23 protein-coding genes, 1 tRNA gene and 2 rRNA genes (1 of these 26 only partly in view) are annotated in these 22,528 nt (G+C 62.3%); 19 read left to right on the top strand and 7 right to left on the bottom strand.

The window, feature by feature from the left end; translation table 11 throughout:
- The 3 genes from RB548_RS16750 to RB548_RS16740 all read left to right on the top strand — a co-directional run.
- Window positions 1-1,461, top strand: a 23S ribosomal RNA gene (locus RB548_RS16750) (it extends 1,440 nt beyond the left edge of the window).
- Between the two features lie 222 nt (window positions 1,462-1,683).
- A 5S ribosomal RNA gene (gene rrf, locus RB548_RS16745) occupies window positions 1,684-1,798 on the top strand.
- Window positions 1,799-1,887: 89 nt separating this feature from the next.
- A tRNA-Met gene (locus RB548_RS16740) sits at window positions 1,888-1,964 on the top strand.
- A gap of 219 nt (window positions 1,965-2,183) precedes the next feature.
- Here RB548_RS16740 and RB548_RS16735 read toward each other — a convergent pair.
- From RB548_RS16735 to RB548_RS16725, 3 genes are all read right to left on the bottom strand, one after another.
- Window positions 2,184-2,831: an HdeD family acid-resistance protein gene (locus tag RB548_RS16735; RefSeq protein WP_331372363.1), complete on the bottom strand. Its 648-nt coding sequence runs from the start codon at window positions 2,829-2,831 to the stop codon at window positions 2,184-2,186.
- A 203-nt stretch (window positions 2,832-3,034) separates the two neighbouring features.
- Window positions 3,035-3,325 (bottom strand): glycine zipper 2TM domain-containing protein, encoded by a 291-nt coding sequence (locus tag RB548_RS16730; RefSeq protein WP_331372362.1) that lies wholly within the window; start codon window positions 3,323-3,325, stop codon window positions 3,035-3,037.
- A gap of 138 nt (window positions 3,326-3,463) precedes the next feature.
- Window positions 3,464-3,619 carry a hypothetical protein gene (locus RB548_RS16725; RefSeq protein ID WP_408642379.1) on the bottom strand — a complete coding sequence of 52 codons (156 nt, stop codon included), beginning with the start codon at window positions 3,617-3,619 and terminating at the stop codon, window positions 3,464-3,466.
- Between the two features lie 471 nt (window positions 3,620-4,090).
- Between RB548_RS16725 and RB548_RS16720 the strand changes: the two genes are divergently transcribed.
- Window positions 4,091-4,795 carry a GntR family transcriptional regulator gene (locus RB548_RS16720; protein WP_331374998.1) on the top strand — a complete coding sequence of 235 codons (705 nt, stop codon included), beginning with the start codon at window positions 4,091-4,093 and terminating at the stop codon, window positions 4,793-4,795.
- Between the two features lie 126 nt (window positions 4,796-4,921).
- Window positions 4,922-5,884 carry a dihydrodipicolinate synthase family protein gene (locus tag RB548_RS16715; RefSeq protein WP_331372361.1) on the top strand — a complete coding sequence of 321 codons (963 nt, stop codon included), beginning with the start codon at window positions 4,922-4,924 and terminating at the stop codon, window positions 5,882-5,884.
- A gap of 120 nt (window positions 5,885-6,004) precedes the next feature.
- Here the strand turns inward: RB548_RS16715 and RB548_RS16710 are convergent, their stop codons facing one another.
- Entirely contained in the window at window positions 6,005-7,042 is a 1,038-nt protein-coding gene (locus RB548_RS16710) for an Ldh family oxidoreductase (RefSeq protein ID WP_331372360.1), read from the bottom strand.
- A gap of 137 nt (window positions 7,043-7,179) precedes the next feature.
- Here RB548_RS16710 and RB548_RS16705 point away from each other — a divergent pair, with 137 nt between their 5' ends.
- The 10 genes from RB548_RS16705 to RB548_RS16660 all read left to right on the top strand — a co-directional run bounded on the left by RB548_RS16705 (window position 7,180) and on the right by RB548_RS16660 (window position 17,812).
- Entirely contained in the window at window positions 7,180-8,697 is a 1,518-nt protein-coding gene (locus tag RB548_RS16705) for an aldehyde dehydrogenase (NADP(+)) (protein ID WP_331372359.1), read from the top strand.
- Window positions 8,698-8,879: 182 nt separating this feature from the next.
- Window positions 8,880-9,686, top strand: a complete 807-nt coding sequence (locus RB548_RS16700) for an ABC transporter substrate-binding protein (RefSeq protein ID WP_331372358.1) — start codon at window positions 8,880-8,882, stop codon at window positions 9,684-9,686.
- A 173-nt stretch (window positions 9,687-9,859) separates the two neighbouring features.
- The gene (locus RB548_RS16695) at window positions 9,860-10,525 is read left to right on the top strand and encodes an amino acid ABC transporter permease (RefSeq protein WP_331372357.1); all 666 of its coding nucleotides are present in this window, start codon (window positions 9,860-9,862) and stop codon (window positions 10,523-10,525) included.
- A 12-nt stretch (window positions 10,526-10,537) separates the two neighbouring features.
- Complete coding sequence (locus tag RB548_RS16690; protein ID WP_331372356.1) at window positions 10,538-11,188, top strand: amino acid ABC transporter permease; 651 nt, start codon at window positions 10,538-10,540, stop codon at window positions 11,186-11,188.
- Entirely contained in the window at window positions 11,181-11,903 is a 723-nt protein-coding gene (locus tag RB548_RS16685; protein ID WP_331372355.1) for an amino acid ABC transporter ATP-binding protein, read from the top strand. Before RB548_RS16690 ends, RB548_RS16685 begins: the two co-directional genes overlap by 8 nt.
- A 7-nt stretch (window positions 11,904-11,910) precedes the next feature.
- Complete coding sequence (locus tag RB548_RS16680; RefSeq protein WP_331372354.1) at window positions 11,911-13,161, top strand: NAD(P)/FAD-dependent oxidoreductase; 1,251 nt, start codon at window positions 11,911-11,913, stop codon at window positions 13,159-13,161.
- 13 nt (window positions 13,162-13,174) lie between these two features.
- A complete protein-coding gene (locus RB548_RS16675) occupies window positions 13,175-14,176 on the top strand; it encodes a 4-hydroxyproline epimerase (protein WP_331372353.1) in 1,002 nt (333 codons plus the stop codon).
- The gene (lhpI, locus tag RB548_RS16670) at window positions 14,173-15,864 is read left to right on the top strand and encodes a cis-3-hydroxy-L-proline dehydratase (protein ID WP_331372352.1); all 1,692 of its coding nucleotides are present in this window, start codon (window positions 14,173-14,175) and stop codon (window positions 15,862-15,864) included. Before RB548_RS16675 ends, lhpI begins: the two co-directional genes overlap by 4 nt.
- Before the next feature lie 19 nt (window positions 15,865-15,883).
- The gene (locus RB548_RS16665) at window positions 15,884-16,912 is read left to right on the top strand and encodes a trans-3-hydroxy-L-proline dehydratase (protein ID WP_331372351.1); all 1,029 of its coding nucleotides are present in this window, start codon (window positions 15,884-15,886) and stop codon (window positions 16,910-16,912) included.
- A 399-nt stretch (window positions 16,913-17,311) separates the two neighbouring features.
- Complete coding sequence (locus tag RB548_RS16660; protein WP_331372350.1) at window positions 17,312-17,812, top strand: cupin domain-containing protein; 501 nt, start codon at window positions 17,312-17,314, stop codon at window positions 17,810-17,812.
- A gap of 81 nt (window positions 17,813-17,893) precedes the next feature.
- Here the strand turns inward: RB548_RS16660 and RB548_RS16655 are convergent, their stop codons facing one another.
- On the bottom strand, window positions 17,894-18,694 hold the full coding sequence (locus RB548_RS16655) for an alpha/beta hydrolase (protein ID WP_331372349.1): 801 nt from the start codon (window positions 18,692-18,694) through the stop codon (window positions 17,894-17,896).
- Between the two features lie 341 nt (window positions 18,695-19,035).
- On the opposite strand from RB548_RS16655, the gene RB548_RS16650 reads away from it, so the two are divergent.
- Window positions 19,036-19,281, top strand: coding sequence for a hypothetical protein (locus RB548_RS16650; RefSeq protein WP_331372348.1), 246 nt, complete (start codon window positions 19,036-19,038; stop codon window positions 19,279-19,281).
- Between the two features lie 76 nt (window positions 19,282-19,357).
- Here the strand turns inward: RB548_RS16650 and RB548_RS16645 are convergent, their stop codons facing one another.
- Together RB548_RS16645 and RB548_RS16640 are read right to left on the bottom strand one after the other, a co-directional pair.
- Window positions 19,358-19,612, bottom strand: a complete 255-nt coding sequence (locus tag RB548_RS16645; RefSeq protein WP_331372347.1) for a hypothetical protein — start codon at window positions 19,610-19,612, stop codon at window positions 19,358-19,360.
- A gap of 146 nt (window positions 19,613-19,758) precedes the next feature.
- A complete protein-coding gene (locus tag RB548_RS16640; protein WP_331372346.1) occupies window positions 19,759-20,688 on the bottom strand; it encodes a TauD/TfdA dioxygenase family protein in 930 nt (309 codons plus the stop codon).
- Window positions 20,689-21,003: 315 nt separating this feature from the next.
- Here RB548_RS16640 and RB548_RS16635 point away from each other — a divergent pair, with 315 nt between their 5' ends.
- From RB548_RS16635 to RB548_RS16625, 3 genes are all read left to right on the top strand, one after another.
- On the top strand, window positions 21,004-21,303 hold the full coding sequence (locus RB548_RS16635) for a DUF1127 domain-containing protein (RefSeq protein WP_331372345.1): 300 nt from the start codon (window positions 21,004-21,006) through the stop codon (window positions 21,301-21,303).
- Window positions 21,304-21,373: 70 nt separating this feature from the next.
- Window positions 21,374-22,204 (top strand): AraC family transcriptional regulator, encoded by an 831-nt coding sequence (locus RB548_RS16630; protein ID WP_331372344.1) that lies wholly within the window; start codon window positions 21,374-21,376, stop codon window positions 22,202-22,204.
- Window positions 22,205-22,311: 107 nt separating this feature from the next.
- On the top strand, window positions 22,312-22,470 hold the full coding sequence (locus tag RB548_RS16625) for a hypothetical protein (RefSeq protein WP_283964825.1): 159 nt from the start codon (window positions 22,312-22,314) through the stop codon (window positions 22,468-22,470).
- The last annotated feature ends 58 nt before the right edge of the window (window positions 22,471-22,528 follow it).

Raw genomic sequence — 22,528 nt, 5'->3', positions numbered from 1 at the left:
CGAAAGACCAAGGGTTCCTGCTTAAAGTTAATCTGAGCAGGGTTAGCCGGCCCCTAAGACGAGGCGGACACGCGTAGTCGATGGGAACCACGTTAATATTCGTGGGCCTGGTGGTAGTGACGGATCGCTTAACTTGTCTGGACTTATTGGATTGTCCAGGCCTGGACGCGGTCCCGGGAAATAGCTCCACCTTATAGACCGTACCCGAAACCGACACAGGTGGTCAGGTAGAGTATACCAAGGCGCTTGAGAGAACTGCGTTGAAGGAACTCGGCAAATTGCACGCGTAACTTCGGAAGAAGCGTGACCTCATTGTGGGCAACCATGATGGGGTGGCACAGACCAGGGGGTAGCGACTGTTTATCAAAAACACAGGGCTCTGCGAAGTCGCAAGACGACGTATAGGGTCTGACGCCTGCCCGGTGCTGGAAGGTTAAGAGGAGGGGTGCAAGCTCTGAATCGAAGCCCCAGTAAACGGCGGCCGTAACTATAACGGTCCTAAGGTAGCGAAATTCCTTGTCGGGTAAGTTCCGACCTGCACGAATGGCGTAACGACTTCCCCGCTGTCTCCAACGCAGACTCAGTGAAATTGAATTCCCCGTGAAGATGCGGGGTTCCTGCGGTCAGACGGAAAGACCCCGTGCACCTTTACTATAGCTTTACACTGGCATTCGTGTCGGCATGTGTAGGATAGGTGGTAGGCTTTGAAGCAGGGACGCCAGTTCTTGTGGAGCCATCCTTGAAATACCACCCTTATCGTCATGGATGTCTAACCGCGGTCCGTCATCCGGATCCGGGACAGTGTATGGTGGGTAGTTTGACTGGGGCGGTCGCCTCCGAAAGAGTAACGGAGGCGCGCGATGGTGGGCTCAGAGCGGTCGGAAATCGCTCGTCGAGTGCAATGGCATAAGCCCGCCTGACTGCGAGACTGACAAGTCGAGCAGAGACGAAAGTCGGTCATAGTGATCCGGTGGTCCCGCGTGGAAGGGCCATCGCTCAACGGATAAAAGGTACGCCGGGGATAACAGGCTGATGACCCCCAAGAGTCCATATCGACGGGGTTGTTTGGCACCTCGATGTCGGCTCATCGCATCCTGGGGCTGGAGCAGGTCCCAAGGGTTTGGCTGTTCGCCAATTAAAGCGGTACGTGAGCTGGGTTCAGAACGTCGTGAGACAGTTCGGTCCCTATCTGCCGTGGGTGTAGGAATATTGACAGGATCTGTCCCTAGTACGAGAGGACCGGGATGGACATATCTCTGGTGGACCTGTTGTCCTGCCAAGGGCATAGCAGGGTAGCTATATATGGAAGGGATAACCGCTGAAGGCATCTAAGCGGGAAACCCACCTGAAAACGAGTATTCCCTTGAGAACCGTGGAAGACGACCACGTTGATAGGCCGGGTGTGGAAGTGCGGCAACGCATGAAGCTTACCGGTACTAATCGTTCGATCGGCTTGATCGTTCCCATTGCTCATGCTCATCGAAGATGAGCTTTTTGTCCTCACGCTGTCGGCCTTCGGCCTTCGCTGCGGACGGCGCGCGCCAAAAGGCGCGACGCGCTCTGCGCTTGCGGCCTTCGGCCGAAGGCACAGACAAAGACGTGTTCAAAACGAAGTGAAAACTTCACCAGCTTCTCGATTAAAGTTTGCTCCCCGTCGGGGAGCAAATGCTTGCGCTTTGCCGACCTGGTGGTTCTGGCGGGGTGGCTGCACCCGTTCCCATTCCGAACACGGCCGTGAAACGCCCCAGCGCCGATGGTACTTCGTCTTAAGACGCGGGAGAGTAGGTCGCTGCCAGGTCTGCAAAACGCAAGATTAAACCAAACAAACATCTTCTCGCACATACGCCGGCAACCGGCATAACAACACCGAACCAATACCCAGGATAACGCGGGGTGGAGCAGCCCGGTAGCTCGTCAGGCTCATAACCTGAAGGCCGCAGGTTCAAATCCTGCCCCCGCAACCAATTCCTAAAAAAGGCCCGCAGCGCGCGGGCCTTTTTTGCTTTCGCCAACCGCGCCCGGCGTGCAGAGCCACAGCCCGCGCCCCGCGTCACACCCGCACGGCCTGCCCCGGCACCGTGAATTGCTACATCGGCCTACCTCTTAAGCCGGCTACAATTTAACGAAACACCCAGTAGGCGACATCGGATCATGTGGTTTGCGCGGTCGTCGCGGCAGTCAGGTCATACGGGCGGTGATACCGCCTTGTCTCTGCCTTTGTTCGGGTGAGGGAAAAATCTCAGCCACGCCACGCCATGCACCAGGAAATCGATCCCGAGCAAGAGCGCGAGGACCCAAAGGGCCATCTTGGGGAAATCGGCCAGGATGACCAACCCCGCGCCGGCGCCGAAGACTCCCGACAGCATCATGGTCCCTGCCTCACGCCAGTGACTTACGCCGAGCAGAATTCTGACGATGCCCGAGAAGAGGAACAGCAGGCCGATCGCGTAGGTTTGAAACAGCTCATGTGTGCGCGCAGACCGGGTCACGAAGGATGCCAGGAACTGCATCACGTTCGATCCGGCGATGTCGGTGAGCAGCAAGCCGAGGGCGATATAGAGAACCCCCAGCAGCGTCTGCCATGACAGGCCACCCCATCGTCTCGCCCAGAAGGCGTGGACGATTTCGAATGCGCCGACCAGGATCGCAGCGGTTCCGATGAAGGCCGGAGTAACGATCGGCGCAAACGCCACATCCGCCAGGACGACCAATCCCGCCAGAAACATGACACCGCCCAGCACCACGCGAACCGAAGCCGGGGGGCCGCTCGGGTCGCCAGCTGCATTGCTCGGCCCACCTCCATTGCTCGGCATGGTGTCGTAAGATGCCATGGCTTCCTCGTGGCTCCGGCCGCTCGTTCCCATTATGATGCTCCGACAGCGGAGGGACAGCCGCCAAACGGCGATATCTCTTTCACCGTTGGCGGCAACCTGTCGCGCAATTCGGAAAGCTCAACGTGGACGGTCCGCGCGGGCACTCAACCGCAATCCGCTCGCCTCGCCCGACATCAGAGCGAGCGCGAGGCTGGACGGTCTTACCGGCACCGCGCGATGATGATTGTGCCGTCCGGTTGTCTGTATCTGCAGTTGCCACGATTGTAAGACGGGGTTGTTGCAGTCCCGACCGCGGCCCCCACCAGAGCTCCGCCAGCCGCGCCCGCGACCGTGCTCGTTGTGTTCCGCCCAATCAGCTGGCCCGCCACCGCGCCTGTTCCGGCGCCCACCAGAGCTCCGCTCAAGCCGCGTTGGTTCTGTTCGGTGGCGCAGCCAATGGCAATGGCGGCGACAGTCGCAAGTGTGAGGGGGAGTATTATGCGTCGAGTCATGGCATGCTCCTTTATGAGAGTGGCCAATCTCTGCAAGATCCGGCAATGCAACTGCAGCGCCGCGCGTCTTATCGACGCGCAAAGGTCGCTGTAGCGCTTTAAATTGCTGCATGCCTTTCTCCTTAAATCGAGGTCGATTTAAGGAGAAAGGCAGTAGGCGATGATTGCGCCAGACGGCCCTGTTGCGATGCCGACTGTCCGCCGGAGCGAGAAGGCGCCTGAGCCGACCATGGAACCGCCAACCAGCGCGTTCAGAGCGAACAGGTACAGCTTCTGCTCGGCTTTGGTCGCCATCGCACTGCTCCCGGGCTGACCGATATCGAGGGCCGGCTCGGACGCCGACCAGATCTGGTATCGCTCGTGATGCCCGGTAATTTGTGGATCTGCTTATCGTATTTCGACTTGAAGCGGTTATCCGCCTCCGGCACCACGTTCCATAAGGTGCTTGGGGTCGCTCGACGCAATGTTAACGTGCAACCGTCAAAATTCCTAGAGGGAATCGATTATCTGCCGAGATGCCGCCACAACGTCGTGTGTGGTCGCTTGGCAGCCAAAAGCGAGAATCTTAAGCTGAGACTCCAAGCAGCCCTTCAAGTTTGGGCGCAACTGCGAAGCGCTCTAAGTGTGGCGACGAACGGCGGTGTCGACGCATGGGGCAGCGTGCTGAATGTCTACTTCCTGTTAAGCTGCGCTACGGCCCGCCCGGAAATTGTTGATCCTGCTGTCGCGGGAAAGTATTCCTTTTGTCGACAAGAGGATTTGCAAATGACCGACACTGACAACAATTCCCTCCCAGAACGCAAGCGGGGCTCCGGCGTGAAGATGGTCTACGACCTTCTCCGCGACGAGATCCTTGATCTTGTCCTGCCGCCCGGCAGCCCGATCGACGAGGTGCAGCTGGCCGAGCGCTTCAAGCTCTCCCGCACGCCGATCCGTGAGGCACTGGTGCGGCTGGCAGGAGAGGGCCTGATCGACACCTTGCCGAATCGATCGACGATGGTGTCGAGCATCGATTTCCTCAACCTGCACACATTCTTCGAGGCGTTGGTGCTGATGTACCGGGTGACGACCCGGCTTGCGGCGCAGAACCACCGTCCGGAAGATTTGCCGGTCATTCGTGGCTTCCACGAAGATTATGCCGCGGCCGTCCAGTCGCGCGACGCGCTGGCCATGATCGCCACCAATGCAGCTTTTCACGCGGCAATCGCGGAAGCCGGCCGCAATCCCTATTTCACCGGCCTGTTCCGCCGGTTGCTCGATGAAGGGCGGCGGATCCTCCGCCTCTATTATCAATCCTACGAGGAACAGTTCCCGCAGCGCTTCGTCGACGAGCACGCGGAAATCATCGCGGCGATCGAAGCGCGCGACGTCGAGGCGGCGGATCGTCTCGGCAAGGCGCATGCAGAGCAGATCGTCGAGCAGGTGCAGAAACTGTTCACCCGAAACAACAAGCTCGACATCGCCCTCTAGCGATCCTGTATTTTTCATGTCGACAAGTAAAATACAAGACGCTATTGTCCGCTTCAAAGGCAGGGAAGCGGCGCCAATGACGGCGCGCACGCACGTGTCCCCGCGACAAGCCATGAGGAGTTTCAAATGAAGGCAACGATTTTCTCCGGCGTCATCCCCGCGCTGATGACCCCCTGCAAGGACGACCGCACCCCCGATTTCGATGCCCTCGTGCGCAAGGGCAAGGAGCTGATCGCCGAGGGCATGTCCGCCGTCGTCTATTGCGGATCGATGGGTGACTGGCCGCTTCTGACCGACGCACAGCGCATGGAAGGCGTCGAGCGTCTGGTCAAGGCCGGCATCCCGGTCATCGTCGGCACCGGCGCCGTCAACACCGCTTCCGCCGTCGCCCATACGGCCCACGCCCAGAAGGTCGGTGCGAAGGGCCTGATGGTCATCCCGCGCGTGCTTTCGCGTGGCTCGGTCATCGCCGCCCAGAAGAACCACTTCAAGGCCATTCTTTCGGCCGCTCCGGATTTGCCGGCGGTTATCTACAACAGCCCCTATTATGGCTTCGCCACCCGCGCCGACCTGTTCTTCGCATTGCGCGCCGAGCATCCGAACCTCGTCGGTTTCAAGGAATTCGGCGGCGCCGCCGACATGCGCTATGCGGCCGAGAACATTACCAGCCGTGACGACGGCGTCTCGCTGATGGTCGGCGTCGATACCGCCGTGTTCCACGGCTTCGTCAACTGCGGCGCAACCGGCGCCATCACCGGCATCGGCTGCGTGCTGCCGAAGGAAGTCATCCATATGTGCAACCTGTCGCGGGCAGCCGCCGAGGGCGATGTCGAGGCACGCCAGCGCGCGCTGGAACTGGAGCAGGCGCTCGCCGTGCTTTCCTCCTTCGACGAGGGCCCGGATCTGGTTCTCTACTTCAAGCACATGATGGTGCTGAACGGCGACAAGGAATACACGCTGCACTTCAACGAAACCGATGCGCTGTCTGAAAGCCAGCGCGGGTATGTCGAGGCGCAGTTCAAGCTCTTCAAGACCTGGTATGCCGAGTGGAGCAAGCTTCCGGGCGCCGTACAGAAGTACAAAGCCTGATCGCCGCATCGGCCCACAAAACAAGAGGCCCTCCGATCGGAGGGCCTTTTCGTTTGACCGCCTCAATTTGATGGTCCGAGCATGCCTGAGACCACGGCTCAAGAGGTGCAGGCGCCCATCTTATGCGACGGCGTCCAAGCCAAGGGCGAGGAGCCGGTCGAGCTGGTCGATCTCGGCCTGTGTCAGGACGACACCCTCTGCCTCGGACCTGGCGCGCGCCACGAAGCGCCGCTGCGAGGGAAGGCGGGCCCCCTGGCCGACGATCGCGTCGAACAGAACCTCCGCGCGGGCAAAGGGATTGCCCGGTCGTCCGGCCGCAAAGGCCTCCGGCGAGAAGGCGATGATGAGTTCGCCGTGGAACGGCGCCAAGGTGGTCGTGCCGAGGTAATCAAGCACTTCGGGACTCGTGAGGTCGCCGATCATGATGCCCGCGAGAAGCTCGATCATCGTTCCGATCGCCGAGCCCTTGTGGCCGCCGAACGGCAACATGGCCCCGGCCAGCGCGGCTTCAGGATCGGTCGTAGCCCTGCCTTCCGCATCGATCGCCCAACCCTCCGGCAAGGGTTGTCCCGCCCGCCGGTGCAACTCGATCTCGCCGCGCGCTGCTACTGAGGTCGCGAAGTCGAAGACGTAAGGCGGCTTGCCTTCGCGCGGCCAGCCGAAGGCGAAGGGATTGGTGCCGATGAGCGGCTTGTTGCCGCCGGTGGGCGCCACGGTCGAATAGCTCGGGCACATGACGAGACCGGCGAGCCCCTCTCCCGTCAGTGCTTCGACTTCAGGCCAAAGCGCGGAGAAATGCGTGCAATCATTGATGACGAGTGCGGCGAGGCCGAGCGCCCGGGCGCGTGCGGCCAGGGCCGGCAGACCGAGCTCGAAGGCCGGATTGGCAAATCCGCCCCTGGCGTTCGCCTTGACGATCGCCGAGCCCTCCCGCAGTTCGAGTTCCGGCACGGCTTCCGGTTTCACCTTGCCCGCCTTCACCGTCCGCAGGGCCCCTTCGATGCGATAGATACCGTGCGATTTGCAGGCGTCGCGCTCGCCGGCGACGATTACGCGAGCAAGCGCCCCGGCCTGAACGCTGTTGAGCCCCGCCTTGCGGAAGATCGTCTCGACGCACTCGTGCAGCGCACTGATCGAAAGGGTTGTGGTCTCACTCATCATATTGCCTCTTGTCGCTACCGCCGGCGGCGGTTGATGTCATGCATACAAACAGTATACAAAGTTTCGACAAGTGCAATTCGTTCGCGGGGGTGATATTTGCCGAAGCGCCCGATTTTATGAGAAAGGAACGTCAGATGGTTTTTACCCCAAAAGGAAAACACCTCGTCGCCGGCGAATGGCTCGATGGGGCGGGTACCTTCGCCTCCGCCCCGGCCCACGGCCCGGTGCATCATTTTGCCATGGGCACCGTCGAACTGGTGAACCGCGCCTGCGAGGCGGCCGAGGAGGCCTTCTGGAGCTTTGGCTATTCCTCGCGTGCCGAGCGCGCGGCCTTCCTGCGCGCCATTGCGGATGAGATCGAAGCCCGTGCCGATGCCATCACCGAGATCGGCAGCCAGGAGACCGGCCTGCCCGAGGCGCGGCTGCAGGGTGAGCGCGGCCGCACGACGGGGCAACTCCGGTTGTTCGCCGACCACATCGAGAAGGGCGAGCACCTGGACCGCCGCTTCGACGCGGCGATGCCCGACCGCCAGCCGGCGCCGCGTCCGGAGATACGGCTCATCCAGCGGCCGATCGGTCCGGTCGCCGTCTTCGGCGCCTCGAATTTCCCGCTCGCCTTCTCGACAGCCGGCGGCGACACCGCCGCGGCGCTTGCCGCAGGCTGCCCGGTGGTCGTGAAGGGCCATTCGGCGCATCCCGGCACCGGTGAAATCGTCGCCCAAGCCGTCGAAGCAGCGATCCGCAAGACCGGCGTCCATCCCGGCGTGTTCTCGCTGATCCAGGGCGGTAGCCGTGAAGTCGGCCACGCCGTGGTGCAGCATCCAATGATCAAGGCTGTCGGCTTCACCGGTTCGCTGGCCGGTGGCCGTGCGCTCTTCGATCTCTGCGCCGCACGGCCCGAACCGATCCCGTTCTTCGGCGAACTCGGCTCGGTTAACCCGATGTTCCTGCTGCCGGAAGCGCTGAACAGCCGGGCGGAGGCGCTCGGCCAAGGCTGGGCCGGTTCGCTGACCATGGGCGCCGGGCAGTTCTGCACCAATCCCGGCATCGCCGTCCTCGTCGATGGCGCTGCCGCAGACCGCTTCACGGCCGCCACCGTAGAGGCGCTCGCCAAGGTCGCGCCGCAGACGATGCTGACCGACGGCATCGCGAAAGCTTATCATGACGGGCAGGCGCGCTTTGCCAGCCGCAACGCCGTCAAGCCGCTGCTCGTCACCCCGTCGTCCGATCGCACTGCCTCGCCCAACCTCTTCGAGACGACCGGGGCGCAGTTCCTCTCGGATCATGCGCTCGGCGAGGAGGTCTTCGGACCGCTCGGTCTCGTGGTCCGGGTGGGCTCGCTCGACGAGATGGAGCAACTCGCGCGCGGGTTCGAGGGACAACTGACCGCGACCATCCACATGGATTCCGCCGACCTGGACGCGGCCCGGCGCCTGCGCCCGGTACTCGAGCGGAAGGCGGGGCGGGTGCTGGTCAACGGCTTCCCGACCGGGGTCGAAGTGGTCGATTCGATGGTGCATGGCGGACCCTATCCGGCCTCCACCAATTTCGGAGCGACCAGCGTCGGCACGCTGTCGATTCGACGTTTCCTGCGACCGGTGGCCTATCAGAACATGCCGGAAGGCCTGCTGCCGGAGGATTTCCTCGGCTGACGCAAACGGCGTGCGGGCAATAAAAGGAGCTTTTCCACAAGGGAAAGCTCCCTTTAATTGCGTCCAGGTATCTGCCTATATACTTTTTGTATTTTACTTGTATTTTTTGGATTGATTTGTCGTCTCCGATGCGGAATAGTGCGCGCGCCGTAAGACGGCACACCATTCCAGGGAGAGAGATAATGAAGACCTCGGTGCTCGCGTTCGGCCTCGTTGCGGCCACAGCTCTGACCAGCCCGGCCCATGCCGACAAACTCGATGACATCATTGGTTCGGGCACGCTTCGCTGTGCAGTTGTGCTCGACTTCCCGCCGATGGGTTCTCGCGACGAGAACAACAATCCGATCGGCTTCGATGTCGACTATTGCAACGACCTTGCCAAGGCACTTGGCGTAACGGCAGAGATCGTGGAAACGCCGTTCCCGGAGCGCATTCCTGCCCTCATGTCGGGTCGTGTTGACGTCGGCGTCGCCTCGACCTCGGACACGCTGGAGCGCGCCAAGACCGTGGGCATGACGATGCCGTACTTCGCCTTCGAAATGGCCGTTACCTCCAACGACAAGTCGGGCATCAAGTCCTTCGAAGACATGAAGGGCAAGGTCGTCGGTGCCACGGCAGGCACGTTCGAAGCGATCGCGCTGGAAAACCAGGTCAAGGCCTGGGGCGCCGGCGAGTTCCGCCCGTACCAGACGCAGGCTGACGTCTTCCTTGCGCTGAGCCAGGGGCAGATCGATGCGACCGTGTCGACCTCGACCGTCGCACAGGCCAATGTGAAGACCGGCAAGTTCCCCGGCATTTCGGTGGTTGGCAAGGCGCCGTTCGACACCGACTACGTGGCGCTCTTCACCAACCGCGAGGAATACGGCCTCATCAACTACCTCAACCTGTTCATCAATCAGCAGGTTCGTACCGGCCGCTACAAGGAGCTCTACGAAAAGTGGGTTGGCGGCGAAATGCCGGAGTTGACGGTCAACGGCGTCTATCGCTGATCAGCCGCTTCTCTGGCGGCGCGGGGCCTACTGCATGTTTCCTTAAATCGTAGTCGATTTAAGGAAAAAACATGCAGCAATTCAAAGTGCTACAGCGTCCTTTGCGCGTCTCATAAGACGCGCGGCGCTGTAGCCTCGCGCCGCTATTCGTTTCCGAAAAGGCGAGACGAAAAATGTTCAGTTATACCTTCCATTGGAACCAGGCACTGAAGGCCCTGCCGCAGATGCTCGACGGAGCGCTGATCACCTTGCAGGTGGCGCTGCTGTCGATGGTCATCGGCCTCGCACTCGCGCTCGCGCTGACGGCCTGCCGGCTGTCGGGGAACCGCGTCCTCGGTGGCATTGCCACCACCTGGGTCGAGATCGCCCGCAACACCCCGGCGCTGTTCCAGATCTATATGGCCCATTTCGGCCTCGGCAATTTCGGCATCCATCTGAGCCCCTATACGGCGCTGCTCGTCGGGATCGCCTTCAACAATGCCGGCTACCTTGCCGAGAATTTCCGCGGGGCGCTCAAGGCCATTCCGGACACCCAGACGCGCGCCAGTCGCTCGCTCGGGATGACCCCGGTGCAGGCCTTCCGCTACATCGTCCTGCCGCAGATGCTGCGTGTTGCATTCCTGCCCGCCACCAACCAGATGGTCTGGGCGATCCTGATGACGTCCCTCGGCGTCACCGTCGGCATGAATTCCGATCTCGCCGGCGTCACCCAGGAGCTGAACGCGCGGTCGTTCCGCACCTTCGAGTTCTTCGCCATTGCCGCGGTAATCTACTACGTCATCGCCAAGGCCGTGACGCTGGCGGCGCGTGCGCTCGCGTCGCGCCTGTTCCGCTACTGAGAGAGGTGAGAGATGTTCAATACCGCCCTCACCATAAGTGACCTCGGCTTTCTCGCACAGGGTGCGTTGATGACGCTCGCGGTCACCGCCGTCTCGGTCGCGGCCGGCACCGTACTCGGTGTCATCTTCGGCGTCGTGCGCAACCAGATCGGCGCCTATTGGTCGGTACCGCTCACCTTCGTGCTCGACGTCTTCCGCTCGGTGCCCCTGCTGATCCAGTTGGTCCTCGGCAACGCGTTCCAGTCAATCGCCAAGCTCGGCTGGCCTCCGTTCACGACGTCCTGCGTGGTGCTGTCGCTCTATACGGCCGCCTATTGCACCGAGATCGTGCGCGGCGGCATCGCCTCGGTGCCTCCGACGACACGGCGCGCCGCCCGCTCACTCGGCATGACGTGGTGGCAGGACATGCGCTACATCGTGGCACCGCTCGCCACCCGCGTTTCGCTGCCGTCCTGGATCGGACTGACGCTGGGTGTCATGAAGGACTCAGCGCTCGTGCTCTGGCTCGGCCTGATCGAACTGCTGCGCGCCTCGCAGGTGCTCGTCACCCGCCTGCAGGAACCGCTCCTCATCCTCATGATCTGCGGTGCCATCTACTTCCTCATCAGCTTCCCAATCGCCCGGCTTGGCGGTTATCTTGAAAAACGGTGGTCCAATGATTGAGATCCAAAACGTCCGCAAATCCTTCGGTTCGCTGGAGGTTCTCAAAGGCATCGACCTCACCGTCGAGAAGCGTGAAGTCGTGACGGTCATCGGCGGCTCCGGCTCCGGCAAGTCGACGCTGCTCACCTGCATCAACGGCCTCGAGCCGATCGATGCGGGCCGCATTGTGGTCGACGGCACCGAGGTCCACGCCAAGACGACCGACCTCAACAAGCTGCGCCGCAAGGTCGGCATCGTCTTTCAGCAGTGGAACGCCTTCCCACACCTCACCGTGCTTGAAAACGTCATGCTGGCACCGCGCAAGGTGCTCGGTCTTTCCAAGGAGAAGGCTGAGGAGATTGCCGTCAAGCAGCTCACCCATGTCGGCCTCGGCGAGAAGCTCTCGGTCTACCCGACCCGCATGTCAGGCGGTCAGCAGCAGCGCATGGCAATCGCCCGCGCGCTCGCCATGTCGCCGGAATACATGCTCTTCGACGAAGTGACCTCGGCGCTCGATCCCCAGCTCGTCGGCGAAGTGCTGGACACGCTGCGCATGCTCGCCTCCGAGGGCATGACGATGATCTGCGTCACGCACGAGATGAAGTTCGCCCGCGAGGTTTCCGACCGGGTGGCTTTTTTCCACAAGGGCGTGATGGCAGAGATCGCGCCGCCGGAAGCGCTCTTCGGCGCTCCGAAGGATCCCGAACTGCAGAAGTTCCTGGCAGCGACGCACTGAGGCGATCATGAAGGATGCAGCTCACCCTGACGTGATTGTAATCGGCGCCGGCGTTGTCGGCCTTTCCGCCGCAATCGCGGCCCAGGCACGGGGCCTATCGGTCACCGTGGTCGATCAGGAAGGCCCCGCTGCCGGCGCCTCGGCGGGCAACGCCGGGGCTTTTGCCTTCACTGACATCCTGCCGCTCGCCTCGCCCGGTATCCTCAAGAAGGCACCGAAGTGGTTGCTCGACCCGCTCGGGCCGCTGACCGTTCCGCCCACCTACGCCGCACAGATCGCACCGTGGATGTTCCGCTTCTGGCGCGCCTGCTCGCCGAAGCGGGTGGCGCATTCGACGGCAGCACAAACGGCAATGATGGACTTGTCAAAGGCAGAGCTGGAGCCCTTCCTTGCGGCGACCGGAACCTTGCCGATGCTGCGCAAGGAAGGCAATCTTCAGGTCTATGAAGGCGAGGCCGAACTGAAGGCTTCGCTGCCCGGCTGGAAGGCGCGGGCGGAGCACGGCATCGAGTTCCGCCACCTCGACGCTTCGGCCATGCGCGAGATCCAGCCCGGCCTCGCACAGCGCTTCACCCACGGCACCTTCACGCCCGGCTGGTATTCGATCGCCGATCCGAAGCTCTACACACTGGCGCTGGCGGACCATTTCGGCGCCCGCGGCGGCGCGATCGAACGCGCCGAGATCACGGCACTGAAACCGGTCGAGGGCGGGGTCGAACTGACGGCGGCGGACGGCAAGACGCGGCGCGCGCGCCACGTGGTACTTTCGGCCGGCGCCTTCTCGCACCGTATCGCCCGCACCCTTGGCGAGCGCATTCCGCTCGAAACCGAGCGCGGCTACAATACAACGCTTCCCTCGAACGCCTTTGACCTGCGCACCCAGGTCACCTTCGGCGGCCACGGCTTCGTCGTCACGCGGCTTTCGACCGGCATCCGGGTCGGCGGCGCCGTCGAACTCGGTGGCTTGAAGCTGCCGCCGAACTTCCGGCGCGCAGAAGCCATGCTGAAGAAGGCGCAAGCCTTCCTGCCGGGGCTGAAAAGCGAAGGCGGCGTGCAGTGGATGGGTTTCCGCCCGTCACTGCCCGACAGCTTGCCGGCGGTCGGCCGCGCCCGCGCCACGCCGCAGGTGATCTACGCCTTCGGCCACGGTCACCTCGGCCTGACGCAATCGGCGGGGACTGCCCGGCTCGTCGCGGATCTCTTGACCGGCCAGAGGCCGGCCATCGACATCCAACCCTTCTCGCCTCAAAGATTCTGACAGGGCACCGACCATGGCCACCTACACTTTCTCCTGCATCGACGGCCACACCTGCGGCAATCCGGTCCGCCTCGTTTCCGGCGGCGGGCCACGACTGGAGGGGGCCAACATGCTGGAGAAGCGCGCCCACTTCCTCAGGGAGTTCGACTGGATCCGCACGGGCCTGATGTTCGAGCCGCGCGGGCACGACATGATGTCGGGCTCGATCCTCTACCCGCCGACGCGACCGGACTGCGACGTCGCAGTGCTCTTCATCGAGACCTCCGGCTGTCTGCCGATGTGCGGTCACGGCACGATCGGCACGATCACCATGGCGATCGAGAACGGGCTGATCACGCCGCGCGAACCCGGCAAGCTGTCGATCGACGCGCCGGCCGGCAAGGTCGATATCACCTATCGCCAGGAGGGGCGCTTCGTCGAGGAAGTGCGCCTGACCAATGTGCCCGGGTTCCTTTATGCCGAGGGGTTGACCGCCGAGGTCGAGGGCCTGGGTGAAATCGTGGTCGACGTTGCCTATGGCGGCAACTTTTATGCCATCGTCGAGCCGCAGAAGAACTTCCGCGACATGGCCGACCATACGGCCGGCGAACTCGTCGGCTGGAGCCCGAAGCTACGCGCGGCGTTGAACGCCAAATATGAATTCGTCCACCCCGAGCATCCGGAGATCCGGGGCCTCAGCCACATTCAGTGGACGGGCGAGCCGACGCAGGCGGAGGCGCATGCGCGCAACGCCGTGTTCTACGGCGAAAAGGCCATCGACCGCTCGCCCTGCGGTACCGGCACCTCGGCGCGCATGGCGCAACTTGCCGCCAAAGGCAAGCTCAAGGTCGGCGACGAGTTCGTGCATGAATCGATCATCGGCTCGCTGTTCAAGGGCCGCGTCGACGCCGCGACCAAGGTCGCCGACCGTGATGCCATCATTCCTTCCATCGCCGGATGGGCGCGGATGACCGGCATCAACACGATCTTCATCGATGACCGCGACCCCTTTGCTCATGGATTTGTCGTAAAATGACCCGATCGATCTCCGCCCGCAGCATTCTCGCCGGCACCGCCCGCGGCCCCATTGTCGCCACCGAGGAAGCGCTGAGCTTCTGGGGCGGAGTCGACCCGGCAACTGGCCGCGTAATTGATGTGCACCATCCGCTGCACGGCAGCTGTCTGACTGGCGGCATCCTGCTGATGCCGTCGAGCCGCGGCTCCTGCACGGGCTCGGGCGTCCTGCTCGATCTCGCGCTGACGGGTCGCGCCCCGGCCGCGCTGGTATTGTGCGAAGCCGAGGACGTCCTGACCCTCGGAGCACTGATCGCCGCCGAGATGTTCGGCAAGCCGCTGCCGGTATTGCGGGTCTCGCGCAAGGCCTTTGAGGCGCTTTCGCAAGCAAAGACAGCGCGGATCAGCGACACTGCGATCGAGACCGATGGTCTGACGATCACGGTCGAACCACCGGCTACGGCCTCGCTTGATCTTTCCGAGACCGATCGCGCCATGCTGGATGGCCGCGAGGGCGTCGCGGTCCAGCAGGCCATGCGCATCATCTGCGCCATGGCGGCGCAGCAGGGGGCAGAAAAGCTCGTAGACGTGGTGCAGGGCCATATCGACGGCTGCATCTATGCGAGTCCGGCGAACCTGACTTTCGCCGAGAAGATGGCGGAGATGGGGGCTGAGGTCCGCGTGCCGACGACCATGAACGCCATTTCGGTCGACCGCGCCAATTGGCAGGCGCAGGGCGTTCCGGCCGCCTTCGGCGACCCGGCGGCGCGACTGGCCGACGCTTATGTCCGCATGGGCTGCCGTCCGACCTTCACCTGCTCGCCCTATCTGCTCGACAGCGCACCGCGCGCCGGCGAATCCATCGCCTGGGCGGAATCCAATGCTGTGATCTTCGCCAACAGCGTGCTCGGCGCACGGACGGCGAAGCATCCCGATTTTCTCGACCTCTGCATCGCGCTGACCGGACGCGCGCCGCGCTCCGGCGTCTATCTGGACGAACACAGGAAGGCCCGACGCGTGATCGACGTCGACCTGCCCGAAGACGTGGACGACGCTTTCTGGCCGCTGATCGGTTATCTCGCCGGTCGCGTTGCGCCGGATCGCATACCGCTGCTGCGCGGGCTCGCCCTGGCGCAGCCCACACGCGACGACCTCAAGGCGCTCTGCGCCGCTTTCGGCACCACCTCCGCCGCGCCGATGCTGCATGTGGAGGGGGTCACGCCCGAGGCGGATGGCGCGGGCGCCGAAGACGCCGACTACGCGACCATCACCCGTGCCGACATGGCCGTCGCCTGGTCGAGCCTGAACGACGGACCGGACGAGGTGGAACTCGTCGCTATCGGCAGCCCGCATGCCTCGCTTGGCGAATGCCGCGCACTAGCCGATGCGCTCGGTGGGCGCAAGCGGCATCCGGAGGTCATGGTGATCGTCACGGCCGCGCACCAGGTGATTGCCGAGGCGCGGAGCGAGGGCACGCTCGGCCGGCTCGAGATGAGCGGCGTGCAGGTCCTGCCGGATCTTTGCTGGTGCTCGATTTCCGAGCCGGTCTTCCCGACCAAAACCCGCGCGCTGATCACCAATTCGGGCAAATATGCCCATTATGGGCCCGGCCTTTCCGGCCGCACGGTGCGCTTCGGCAGCCTCGCCGACTGCATCACCGCGGCTCTGACCGGGCGCGTTCCGGCGCGGCTGCCGGACTGGCTATCCTGAAACCTGAAGGGAGTTCGCGATGCGCAGCACGAAAACCATTCACGTCATTTCCGCCCACGCCGAAGGCGAGGTGGGCGATGTGATCGTCGGGGGCGTTACGCCTCCGCCGGGCGAGACGATCTGGGAACAGAGCCGCTGGATCGCCCGCGACCAGACCTTGCGCAACTTCGTCCTCAACGAACCGCGCGGCGGTGTCTTCCGCCACGTCAACCTGCTGGTTCCGCCAAAGCACCCGGAGGCGGATGCCGCCTTCATCATCATGGAACCGGAAGACACGCCGCCCATGTCCGGATCGAATTCGATCTGCGTCTCCACGGTGCTCCTCGACAGCGGCATCCTTCCGATGCAGGAGCCGGTGACGGAGATCACGCTCGAAGCACCGGGCGGTCTCGTGCGCGTCCGCGCCGAATGCCGCAACGGCAAGGCCGAACGCATCTTCGTGCAGAACCTGCCGAGCTTTGCGGAGCGGCTGGACGCAAAGCTCGAGGTCGAAGGCCTCGGCACGCTGACCGTCGACACCGCCTATGGCGGCGACAGCTTCGTTATCGTCGATGCTGCCGCAATGGGCTTCAGCCTCAAGCCGGAGGAGGCCCATGACATCGCCCGCCTCGGCGTCAGGATCACCAATGCCGCCAACGCGCAGTTCGGCTTGCACCACCCCGAAAATCCCGACTGGCGGCATTTCTCCTTCTGCCTCTTTGCGGGTCCCGTGCAGCGCACGGCGGAGGGCCTGCGCGCCGGAGCGGCCGTTGCCATCCAGCCGGGCAAGGTCGACCGCTCGCCCACCGGCACGGCGCTTTCTGCACGCATGGCCGTGTTGCACGCCCGCGGCGAGATGGGCCCGGAGGACAGGCTGACGGCGGTATCGCTGATAGGCTCGACCTTCGCAGGCCGTATCGTCGGCACGACCGAGGTCGGCGGCCGGCCGGCGATCCTGCCGGAAATCTCGGGCCGCGCCTGGATCACCGGCGTTCATCAGCACATGCTCGACCCTTCCGATCCCTGGCCCGAGGGTTACCGGCTGACCGACACCTGGGGCGCTCGCTGAGCCGGCTTGCGTACTTGAAACGGCGTCGATGATGTAGACAGTGGCGGTGATGCGGAAGATGATCGCTTCCGGCCAACGGAACGCGTGCATACGGTCAGCCAGCAGAAAGCCGATGCCGCCTGCTCCGACGATACCGAGGATCGAGCATTGGAACCGAAATTGTAGAGGATGATCTGCTCGACGGCGCATCGAAGCCGCAGCGAGCAGGGCGCATGATGTTCTTTGCGCCGAGAAACTAGAGCATCCCTCTTTCAAGTGGAATCACTGAAAGCGGATAAGATGCTCTAGAATCAAAGTGCTAGAGCGTCCTTTGTGCGTTCACTTGAACGCACGGCGCTCTAGTGGCTTGTGCCGCCTTCAGACTGCGGCACTGCCAATGCCAAGAGACGGAGATACAGAATGGCGGATCACGACCATCACCACGACCACCACGATGGAGAGGATCGGTGGAAGCACGACGGCGTTCGCGTCATCAAGGGTGACCAACTTGATGACAACACACCCCAGACGCCGGGCATGTACCGGCAGGCGGCCATCAACCACGCCCGTGTCGGCGCACAGAAGATCTGGGCTGGCACCGTGGCGATCGAACCAAATGCCAAGACCGGCGTGCACCACCACGGTCATCTTGAAAGTGTGATCTTCGTCGTTCGCGGCAAGGCGCGCATGCGGTGGGGCGACCGACTCGAATATGTGGCGGAGGCCGGTCCCGGCGACTTCATCTACGTGCCACCCTATGTCCCGCACCAGGAAATCAATGCGGATCCCGACAACGTGCTCGAATGTGTCCTGGTGCGATCCGACAATGAAGCCGTGGTGGTCAACATCACCGATGTCGAACCGGTGGAGAAGCCGGATGAAGTCTATTGGGTCGATCCGATCCACAAACATCCGGCTTGATGGCTTCCCAACGGACCTGAAGGATGCTGGTTTCCGAACCCTCGGACCGGTGCCCGAGCCGCTTGCGGCGCAAGAGTCATGTCATTGCAGCGCCTCCACGAAGCGGACGATGTCGCTGACCATGCGGGCGTGCCAGAGGTCGTTATGCCCAGAGCCGTCGTAGATCAGCATCTGCTTGGGCTCGGAAGCAATGGCATACAGGGCCTCGCCGGAAGACAGCGGGATGATGGCGTCACGCCGGCCGTGGATAAACAGTTTCGGTTGCCTCACCTCTGCTATTCTCAGATCCGAACGGAAAGGATCCTTGAGAAGAACGCTGACCGGAAAAAACGGGTAGTGCGCCTGAGCAAGTGACAGGACCGACAGGTAAGCCGAAACGAGAACGGCGGCGGAAGCTGGTCTTTGCCGGGCGGTATTCACTGCGACGCCGCTTCCGAGCGACTGACCGAGCACAACGATCTCGCTTCCGGAGTGTTCCAAGAGCCAGTCGAACGCGGCGAGGCCGTCGGTCAGCAGCCCGGACTCGCTTGGCGTGCCGGTCGATCCCGGATAGCCGCGATAGGAAATCGCGAGCAGGCCGATGCCCCGTGAGGCCAGCGCCTCTGCGAGGAAGTCGTAGTTGCCGATCCGATCAGCATTGCCGAGAAAGAACAGCACCGACGCCTTGCCGGGTTTGCCTTGGCTGTAGAGCCCGTAAAGCGTCTCTCCGTCGGGCGTGCCGATAGAAACGGTCTCGCCCCAGATCGCGGGCTCTGGAGCCGGTGCCCGGCTTGCGCCGGGATAGAGGAGGGTGCGCTGCGATACATATGTCAGGCCGACAAGCGACATATAGGCGAAGGCCGCCATCAGCGGCAACATCAGCAGGAATTTTGTGGCGGTCACGACAACATCCACCTGCGGCTCCATTGCACATATAAGGTACCGGCACGCTGTCTACAGCGCCGCGCGTCTTTTTCAGACGCGCTGCAGCCGTCCTCGGCTATTCGTCTCGCTCGCGGCGTTCCAAAGCCGTTGTGAGAGCGTCGCGCCTGGCTTCGTCTTCGCTACTGAAGCGGGAAGGTTCCAATCCTTTCGGGGCCAGGGTTTGTGCACCCTTTCTTCTCAGCCATCCTGAACTATCTGTCCAATTTACCGTAGGAAGATCCCGGTCCGTCTGGCATGAGGCGGGACTCGCGCTTTTCGTTTGATGGACAAGTCGGCGCCGTGGCAACGGTGGGCGCGCCATGCAAGTTCACGTCGAGACCTATATCGAGGAAGGCGGCGCCGAAAAGCTTCGCCGATTCTATCTCAACGGCCGGCCGATCGAAGTGACCGAAAACATCGATCAGTGGCATGGCGCCGACTACCGATACTTCAAGGTCAGGGGCAGCGACGGCAACGTTTACATTTTCCATCGGAACGATGTTTCAACGGAGTGGGCGCTGACCATGTACCAGCGCTCCCGTTTACGGGGAGACGGCGACCCGTGATTGCCGCCGGCGAAGCGCCCCGACAAACTAAGCTCCGACCGGCTCCGCTGATCTTCAACCTCCGAACGGCAAATAGCTATGTCATTCTCCGAACGGTCCAGAGCGACCGGCCCGCGTGAGCGATTCCAGACACGAGTCGAAGGCGCGGATCATCCTTGAGCCGCTCAGCCTCAATCACGTCAAGAAGCAGGATCTGCTCATCGGTTTCGTTTGCATTCGGCGTAATCCAGCAGCGGTTATTCTCGCAGCAAAGCCCGGCTTCCGGGTTTTCCTGGAGGTACTCTATCGCATATTCAGCGTCCACTTTTCTCGGTCCAGGGTCGTCGTTCATTTTCCCTTTCTCCTCTGTCCGATCGCTACTGCATGTTTCCTTAAATCGTAACCGATTTAAGGAAACATGCAGCAACTCAAAGTGCTACAGCGTCCTTTGCGCGTCTGATAAGGCGCGCGGCGCGATAATGTCCCCGGGGGATGAGTTCAAGCTGCCTTCGCCGCCGGCTTGGCTGCCTTGATGTGGGTTACGCTGCGCCGGCCGTCGACACTGATAGGCACGTCACCATCAACGGTGGCGCGGCGTACGACCCGGTGCTGGTCGCCATAGTCGTTGACCGCATAGTGCTGCGTGGCGCGGTTGTCCCAGATGGCAACGTCGCCAGCTTTCCAGCGCCAGCGCACGGTGTTTTCCGGGGCCGTCACGTAGGACTGGAACACCTCGTAAAGTTTTACAGAGTCGCTCTTTGAGAGGCCGACGAGGCGCTGGACGAAATTGCCCAGCAGCAAGGATCTCTCTCCGGTTTCCGGATGGACGCGCACAACAGGATGCTCGGTCTCGTAGATCGTCGATGTGAAGACTTCCTCGAAATGCTGCTTCTCTTCCGCAGTGGCGCGCGGACGCACGGCGGCGTAGTCATAAACATTGCTGTGAATGGCCCACAGATTGTCGGCCAACAGCTTGAGCGGCGCCGGCAGGCTTTCGTAAGCGGCGTGCGTGTTTGCCCAGATTGTGTCGCCTCCGGCAGTCGGAATGACGACGCCGCGAAGCACCGAGAACTTCGGATAGGCATCCACGAAAGTCACGTCGGTGTGCCACTGGTCCGCCCTGCCGCCGCCGCGACTGGAATCGAGATTGAGGATGGAGGCCGTACCAGCCACGGCACCCTGTGTGGGATGCGGTACGAGGTCGCCCAAGCGCCGCGCGAACAGCTCCTGCTCGGCATCGTCGAGATGCTCCTGGTCGCGGAAAAATATCACTTTGTGCCTCAGAAGAAGCTGGTTGATGGACCGGATCGCTGCATCCGAAAGATCTCCGCCAAGGCGGATGCCTTTGATTTCGGCTCCGACGCGACCGGTCAGCGGCACAACGTTGGGCTCAGGAATGGTCTCGTTGGCGAGAACTGGGTTATTCATGGAAATCTCCTGATTGATCCTGGAAGAAGGCAGCAAGTCACGGTCAGCCCGCGACGCGTCTGCCCGGCGTTCGAAAGTCACATCGGCAAAAACTACGAAATTATCGAACAGAATAATCCATTAAATAGATAGACAAAATTTGCTAAATTCCGGTCGTTCGTTGAAACGCCAACCTCACCCGCCGCCGAACCCTTCGTGCAAACGGGCGACCACCGTCCGCCCGTGGATCCGCGCTGATCACTAAATAATCTGACAGCGCCGGGCGCGGCCTTCCGTCAGATTCCTCTCGCGAAGACGATGAGAGGAGATCATTCGATGTCGAACAGCACCTCGGCTTATCTGAACCAAGCCCACGTCGTGTCGAAACTGATTCCGCCGCAGCCGAAGGTTCCCGCCTTTGCTGCGCTCGAAGGGCGGAGCATGGCCTTCCGGCTGCTGGCTCGGCTTGCCCGTTGGATGGATACCAGACGCGGGCGCTTGGACCTGCTTCAGCTTTCCGACTATCAGTTGAAGGATATTGGCCTCTCCCGCGGGGCTGCCTATAACGATTTCTACAAACGCGATTATCACGATGATTTGGCTCGAACCGACCCAAATCATCGTGATCAATTCTAATAAGTCGAGACGCGGGATGCGGGCGGAAAACTGCATACACTTTTCCTCATCCCGCTCGAGCAGGACCGCCATGTCCCAGTTTTCGTGCCAGACGATTCTCGCGACGTCGACCGTCACGCTTCGAGACGTGGTCTGCGACGGATCATGCCGCGGCAAGAGTGCGGAGGAATGCGCGCATTCGACAAGCCTGGTCTACCCATACCGCGGCGTTTTCATGCGGCATGTCGGCAGGAGCGATACCGTAGCCGAATCGAACCAGGTGCTTTTCTTCAATCACGGCGAAGAATACCGGATCAGCCATCCGATCGCTGGCGGAGACGCCTGTGTCGATGTGAAAGTCAGCGAAGAAATCCTTGCTGAGCTCGCGCCGCAGCCGCAGTTGCGTTCCGGCGCAAGCGTTTCGTTCAGGCGGCAGCGCCGGAGGATCGATGCGCGCGCTCAGGCGCTGGTCGCACTGTTGCGCTATAGCCTTGGTCGCGGCATTGCAGAGACGCTGGAGGCCGAGACCCTCACGCTGACGCTCATCAGGCGCTCCCTCGGCGAGCGGACTTCGCACGGGGCGGCCGGCACCTATGGCGGTGAAAAACTGGTCGATCGGGCGAAGCTGGTGCTCTCGGCCGATCTTGGCCGGCGCTGGACGCTGGGCGAGGTGGCGAAAGAGGTCGGCGTCTCGCCGGTCTACCTGACCCAGGTCTTCCAGCAGGTCGAGGCCATGCCGCTTTACCGCTATCAGTTGCGCCTGCGACTGGCGCGGGCTCTCGACCTGCTCGGTTCGTATCATGATCTGACCGCGCTCGGTCTCGAGCTCGGTTTTTCCAGCCACAGCCATTTCAGCTCCGCCTTCAAACAGGCCTATGGTCGCACGCCGGCCGAATTTCAGCGTACCCTTCGCCTTCGTTGAAACGCGTCGTGTTTGAAGCATCAGGTCGCTAAAAGATCTGACAGCGCAATGCAAGCAGGCATGGTTTTCTTGTGGGCGTCGAAGCAACGACGAAAGAGGAGAGCAGCATGACCCCGAAAACCTGTGCAGCCTGCGATTGCGAGCTTGATCAACAGAGCATCAAGGTCAAGCTCGGCGGCAAGACCGTGGAAGTCTGCTGCGAGGAATGCGCCACGGCAATTGGCGAAGCCGAAGCGGCGAAGGCCTCAGCCAAGGCCGAGAGATAATCACCGGCCGATCTAAGCCACCTCCCTTGTGCCCCGCAAAAAAAGCGAGCCTGCTCGG

This window comes from Sinorhizobium chiapasense, from assembly GCF_036488675.1.
GTDB lineage: Bacteria > Pseudomonadota > Alphaproteobacteria > Rhizobiales > Rhizobiaceae > Sinorhizobium > Sinorhizobium chiapasense.
Note: the sequence above shows the minus strand (reverse complement) of the source record. Positions and strands in the feature narration are given on the sequence as shown.

Bases quoted from the DNA above. Each gene is read 5' to 3' on its own strand.
- RB548_RS16635 (WP_331372345.1), top strand. From the start codon at position 21,004: ATGTCGAACAGCACCTCGGCTTATCTGAACCAAGCCCACGTCGTGTCG.
- RB548_RS16645 (WP_331372347.1), bottom strand. From the start codon at position 19,612: ATGAACGACGACCCTGGACCGAGAAAAGTGGACGCTGAATATGCGATA.
- RB548_RS16700 (WP_331372358.1), top strand. From the start codon at position 8,880: ATGAAGACCTCGGTGCTCGCGTTCGGCCTCGTTGCGGCCACAGCTCTG.
- lhpI (WP_331372352.1), top strand. From the start codon at position 14,173: ATGACCCGATCGATCTCCGCCCGCAGCATTCTCGCCGGCACCGCCCGC.
- RB548_RS16660 (WP_331372350.1), top strand. From the start codon at position 17,312: ATGGCGGATCACGACCATCACCACGACCACCACGATGGAGAGGATCGG.
- RB548_RS16735 (WP_331372363.1), bottom strand. From the start codon at position 2,831: ATGGCATCTTACGACACCATGCCGAGCAATGGAGGTGGGCCGAGCAAT.
- RB548_RS16715 (WP_331372361.1), top strand. From the start codon at position 4,922: ATGAAGGCAACGATTTTCTCCGGCGTCATCCCCGCGCTGATGACCCCC.
- RB548_RS16680 (WP_331372354.1), top strand. From the start codon at position 11,911: ATGAAGGATGCAGCTCACCCTGACGTGATTGTAATCGGCGCCGGCGTT.
- RB548_RS16730 (WP_331372362.1), bottom strand. From the start codon at position 3,325: ATGACTCGACGCATAATACTCCCCCTCACACTTGCGACTGTCGCCGCC.
- RB548_RS16675 (WP_331372353.1), top strand. From the start codon at position 13,175: ATGGCCACCTACACTTTCTCCTGCATCGACGGCCACACCTGCGGCAAT.
- RB548_RS16725 (WP_408642379.1), bottom strand. From the start codon at position 3,619: ATGGCGACCAAAGCCGAGCAGAAGCTGTACCTGTTCGCTCTGAACGCG.
- RB548_RS16630 (WP_331372344.1), top strand. From the start codon at position 21,374: ATGTCCCAGTTTTCGTGCCAGACGATTCTCGCGACGTCGACCGTCACG.
- RB548_RS16690 (WP_331372356.1), top strand. From the start codon at position 10,538: ATGTTCAATACCGCCCTCACCATAAGTGACCTCGGCTTTCTCGCACAG.
- RB548_RS16685 (WP_331372355.1), top strand. From the start codon at position 11,181: ATGATTGAGATCCAAAACGTCCGCAAATCCTTCGGTTCGCTGGAGGTT.
- RB548_RS16625 (WP_283964825.1), top strand. From the start codon at position 22,312: ATGACCCCGAAAACCTGTGCAGCCTGCGATTGCGAGCTTGATCAACAG.
- RB548_RS16705 (WP_331372359.1), top strand. From the start codon at position 7,180: ATGGTTTTTACCCCAAAAGGAAAACACCTCGTCGCCGGCGAATGGCTC.
- RB548_RS16720 (WP_331374998.1), top strand. From the start codon at position 4,091: ATGACCGACACTGACAACAATTCCCTCCCAGAACGCAAGCGGGGCTCC.
- RB548_RS16695 (WP_331372357.1), top strand. From the start codon at position 9,860: ATGTTCAGTTATACCTTCCATTGGAACCAGGCACTGAAGGCCCTGCCG.
- RB548_RS16665 (WP_331372351.1), top strand. From the start codon at position 15,884: ATGCGCAGCACGAAAACCATTCACGTCATTTCCGCCCACGCCGAAGGC.
- RB548_RS16640 (WP_331372346.1), bottom strand. From the start codon at position 20,688: ATGAATAACCCAGTTCTCGCCAACGAGACCATTCCTGAGCCCAACGTT.
- RB548_RS16650 (WP_331372348.1), top strand. From the start codon at position 19,036: ATGCAAGTTCACGTCGAGACCTATATCGAGGAAGGCGGCGCCGAAAAG.
- RB548_RS16710 (WP_331372360.1), bottom strand. From the start codon at position 7,042: ATGAGTGAGACCACAACCCTTTCGATCAGTGCGCTGCACGAGTGCGTC.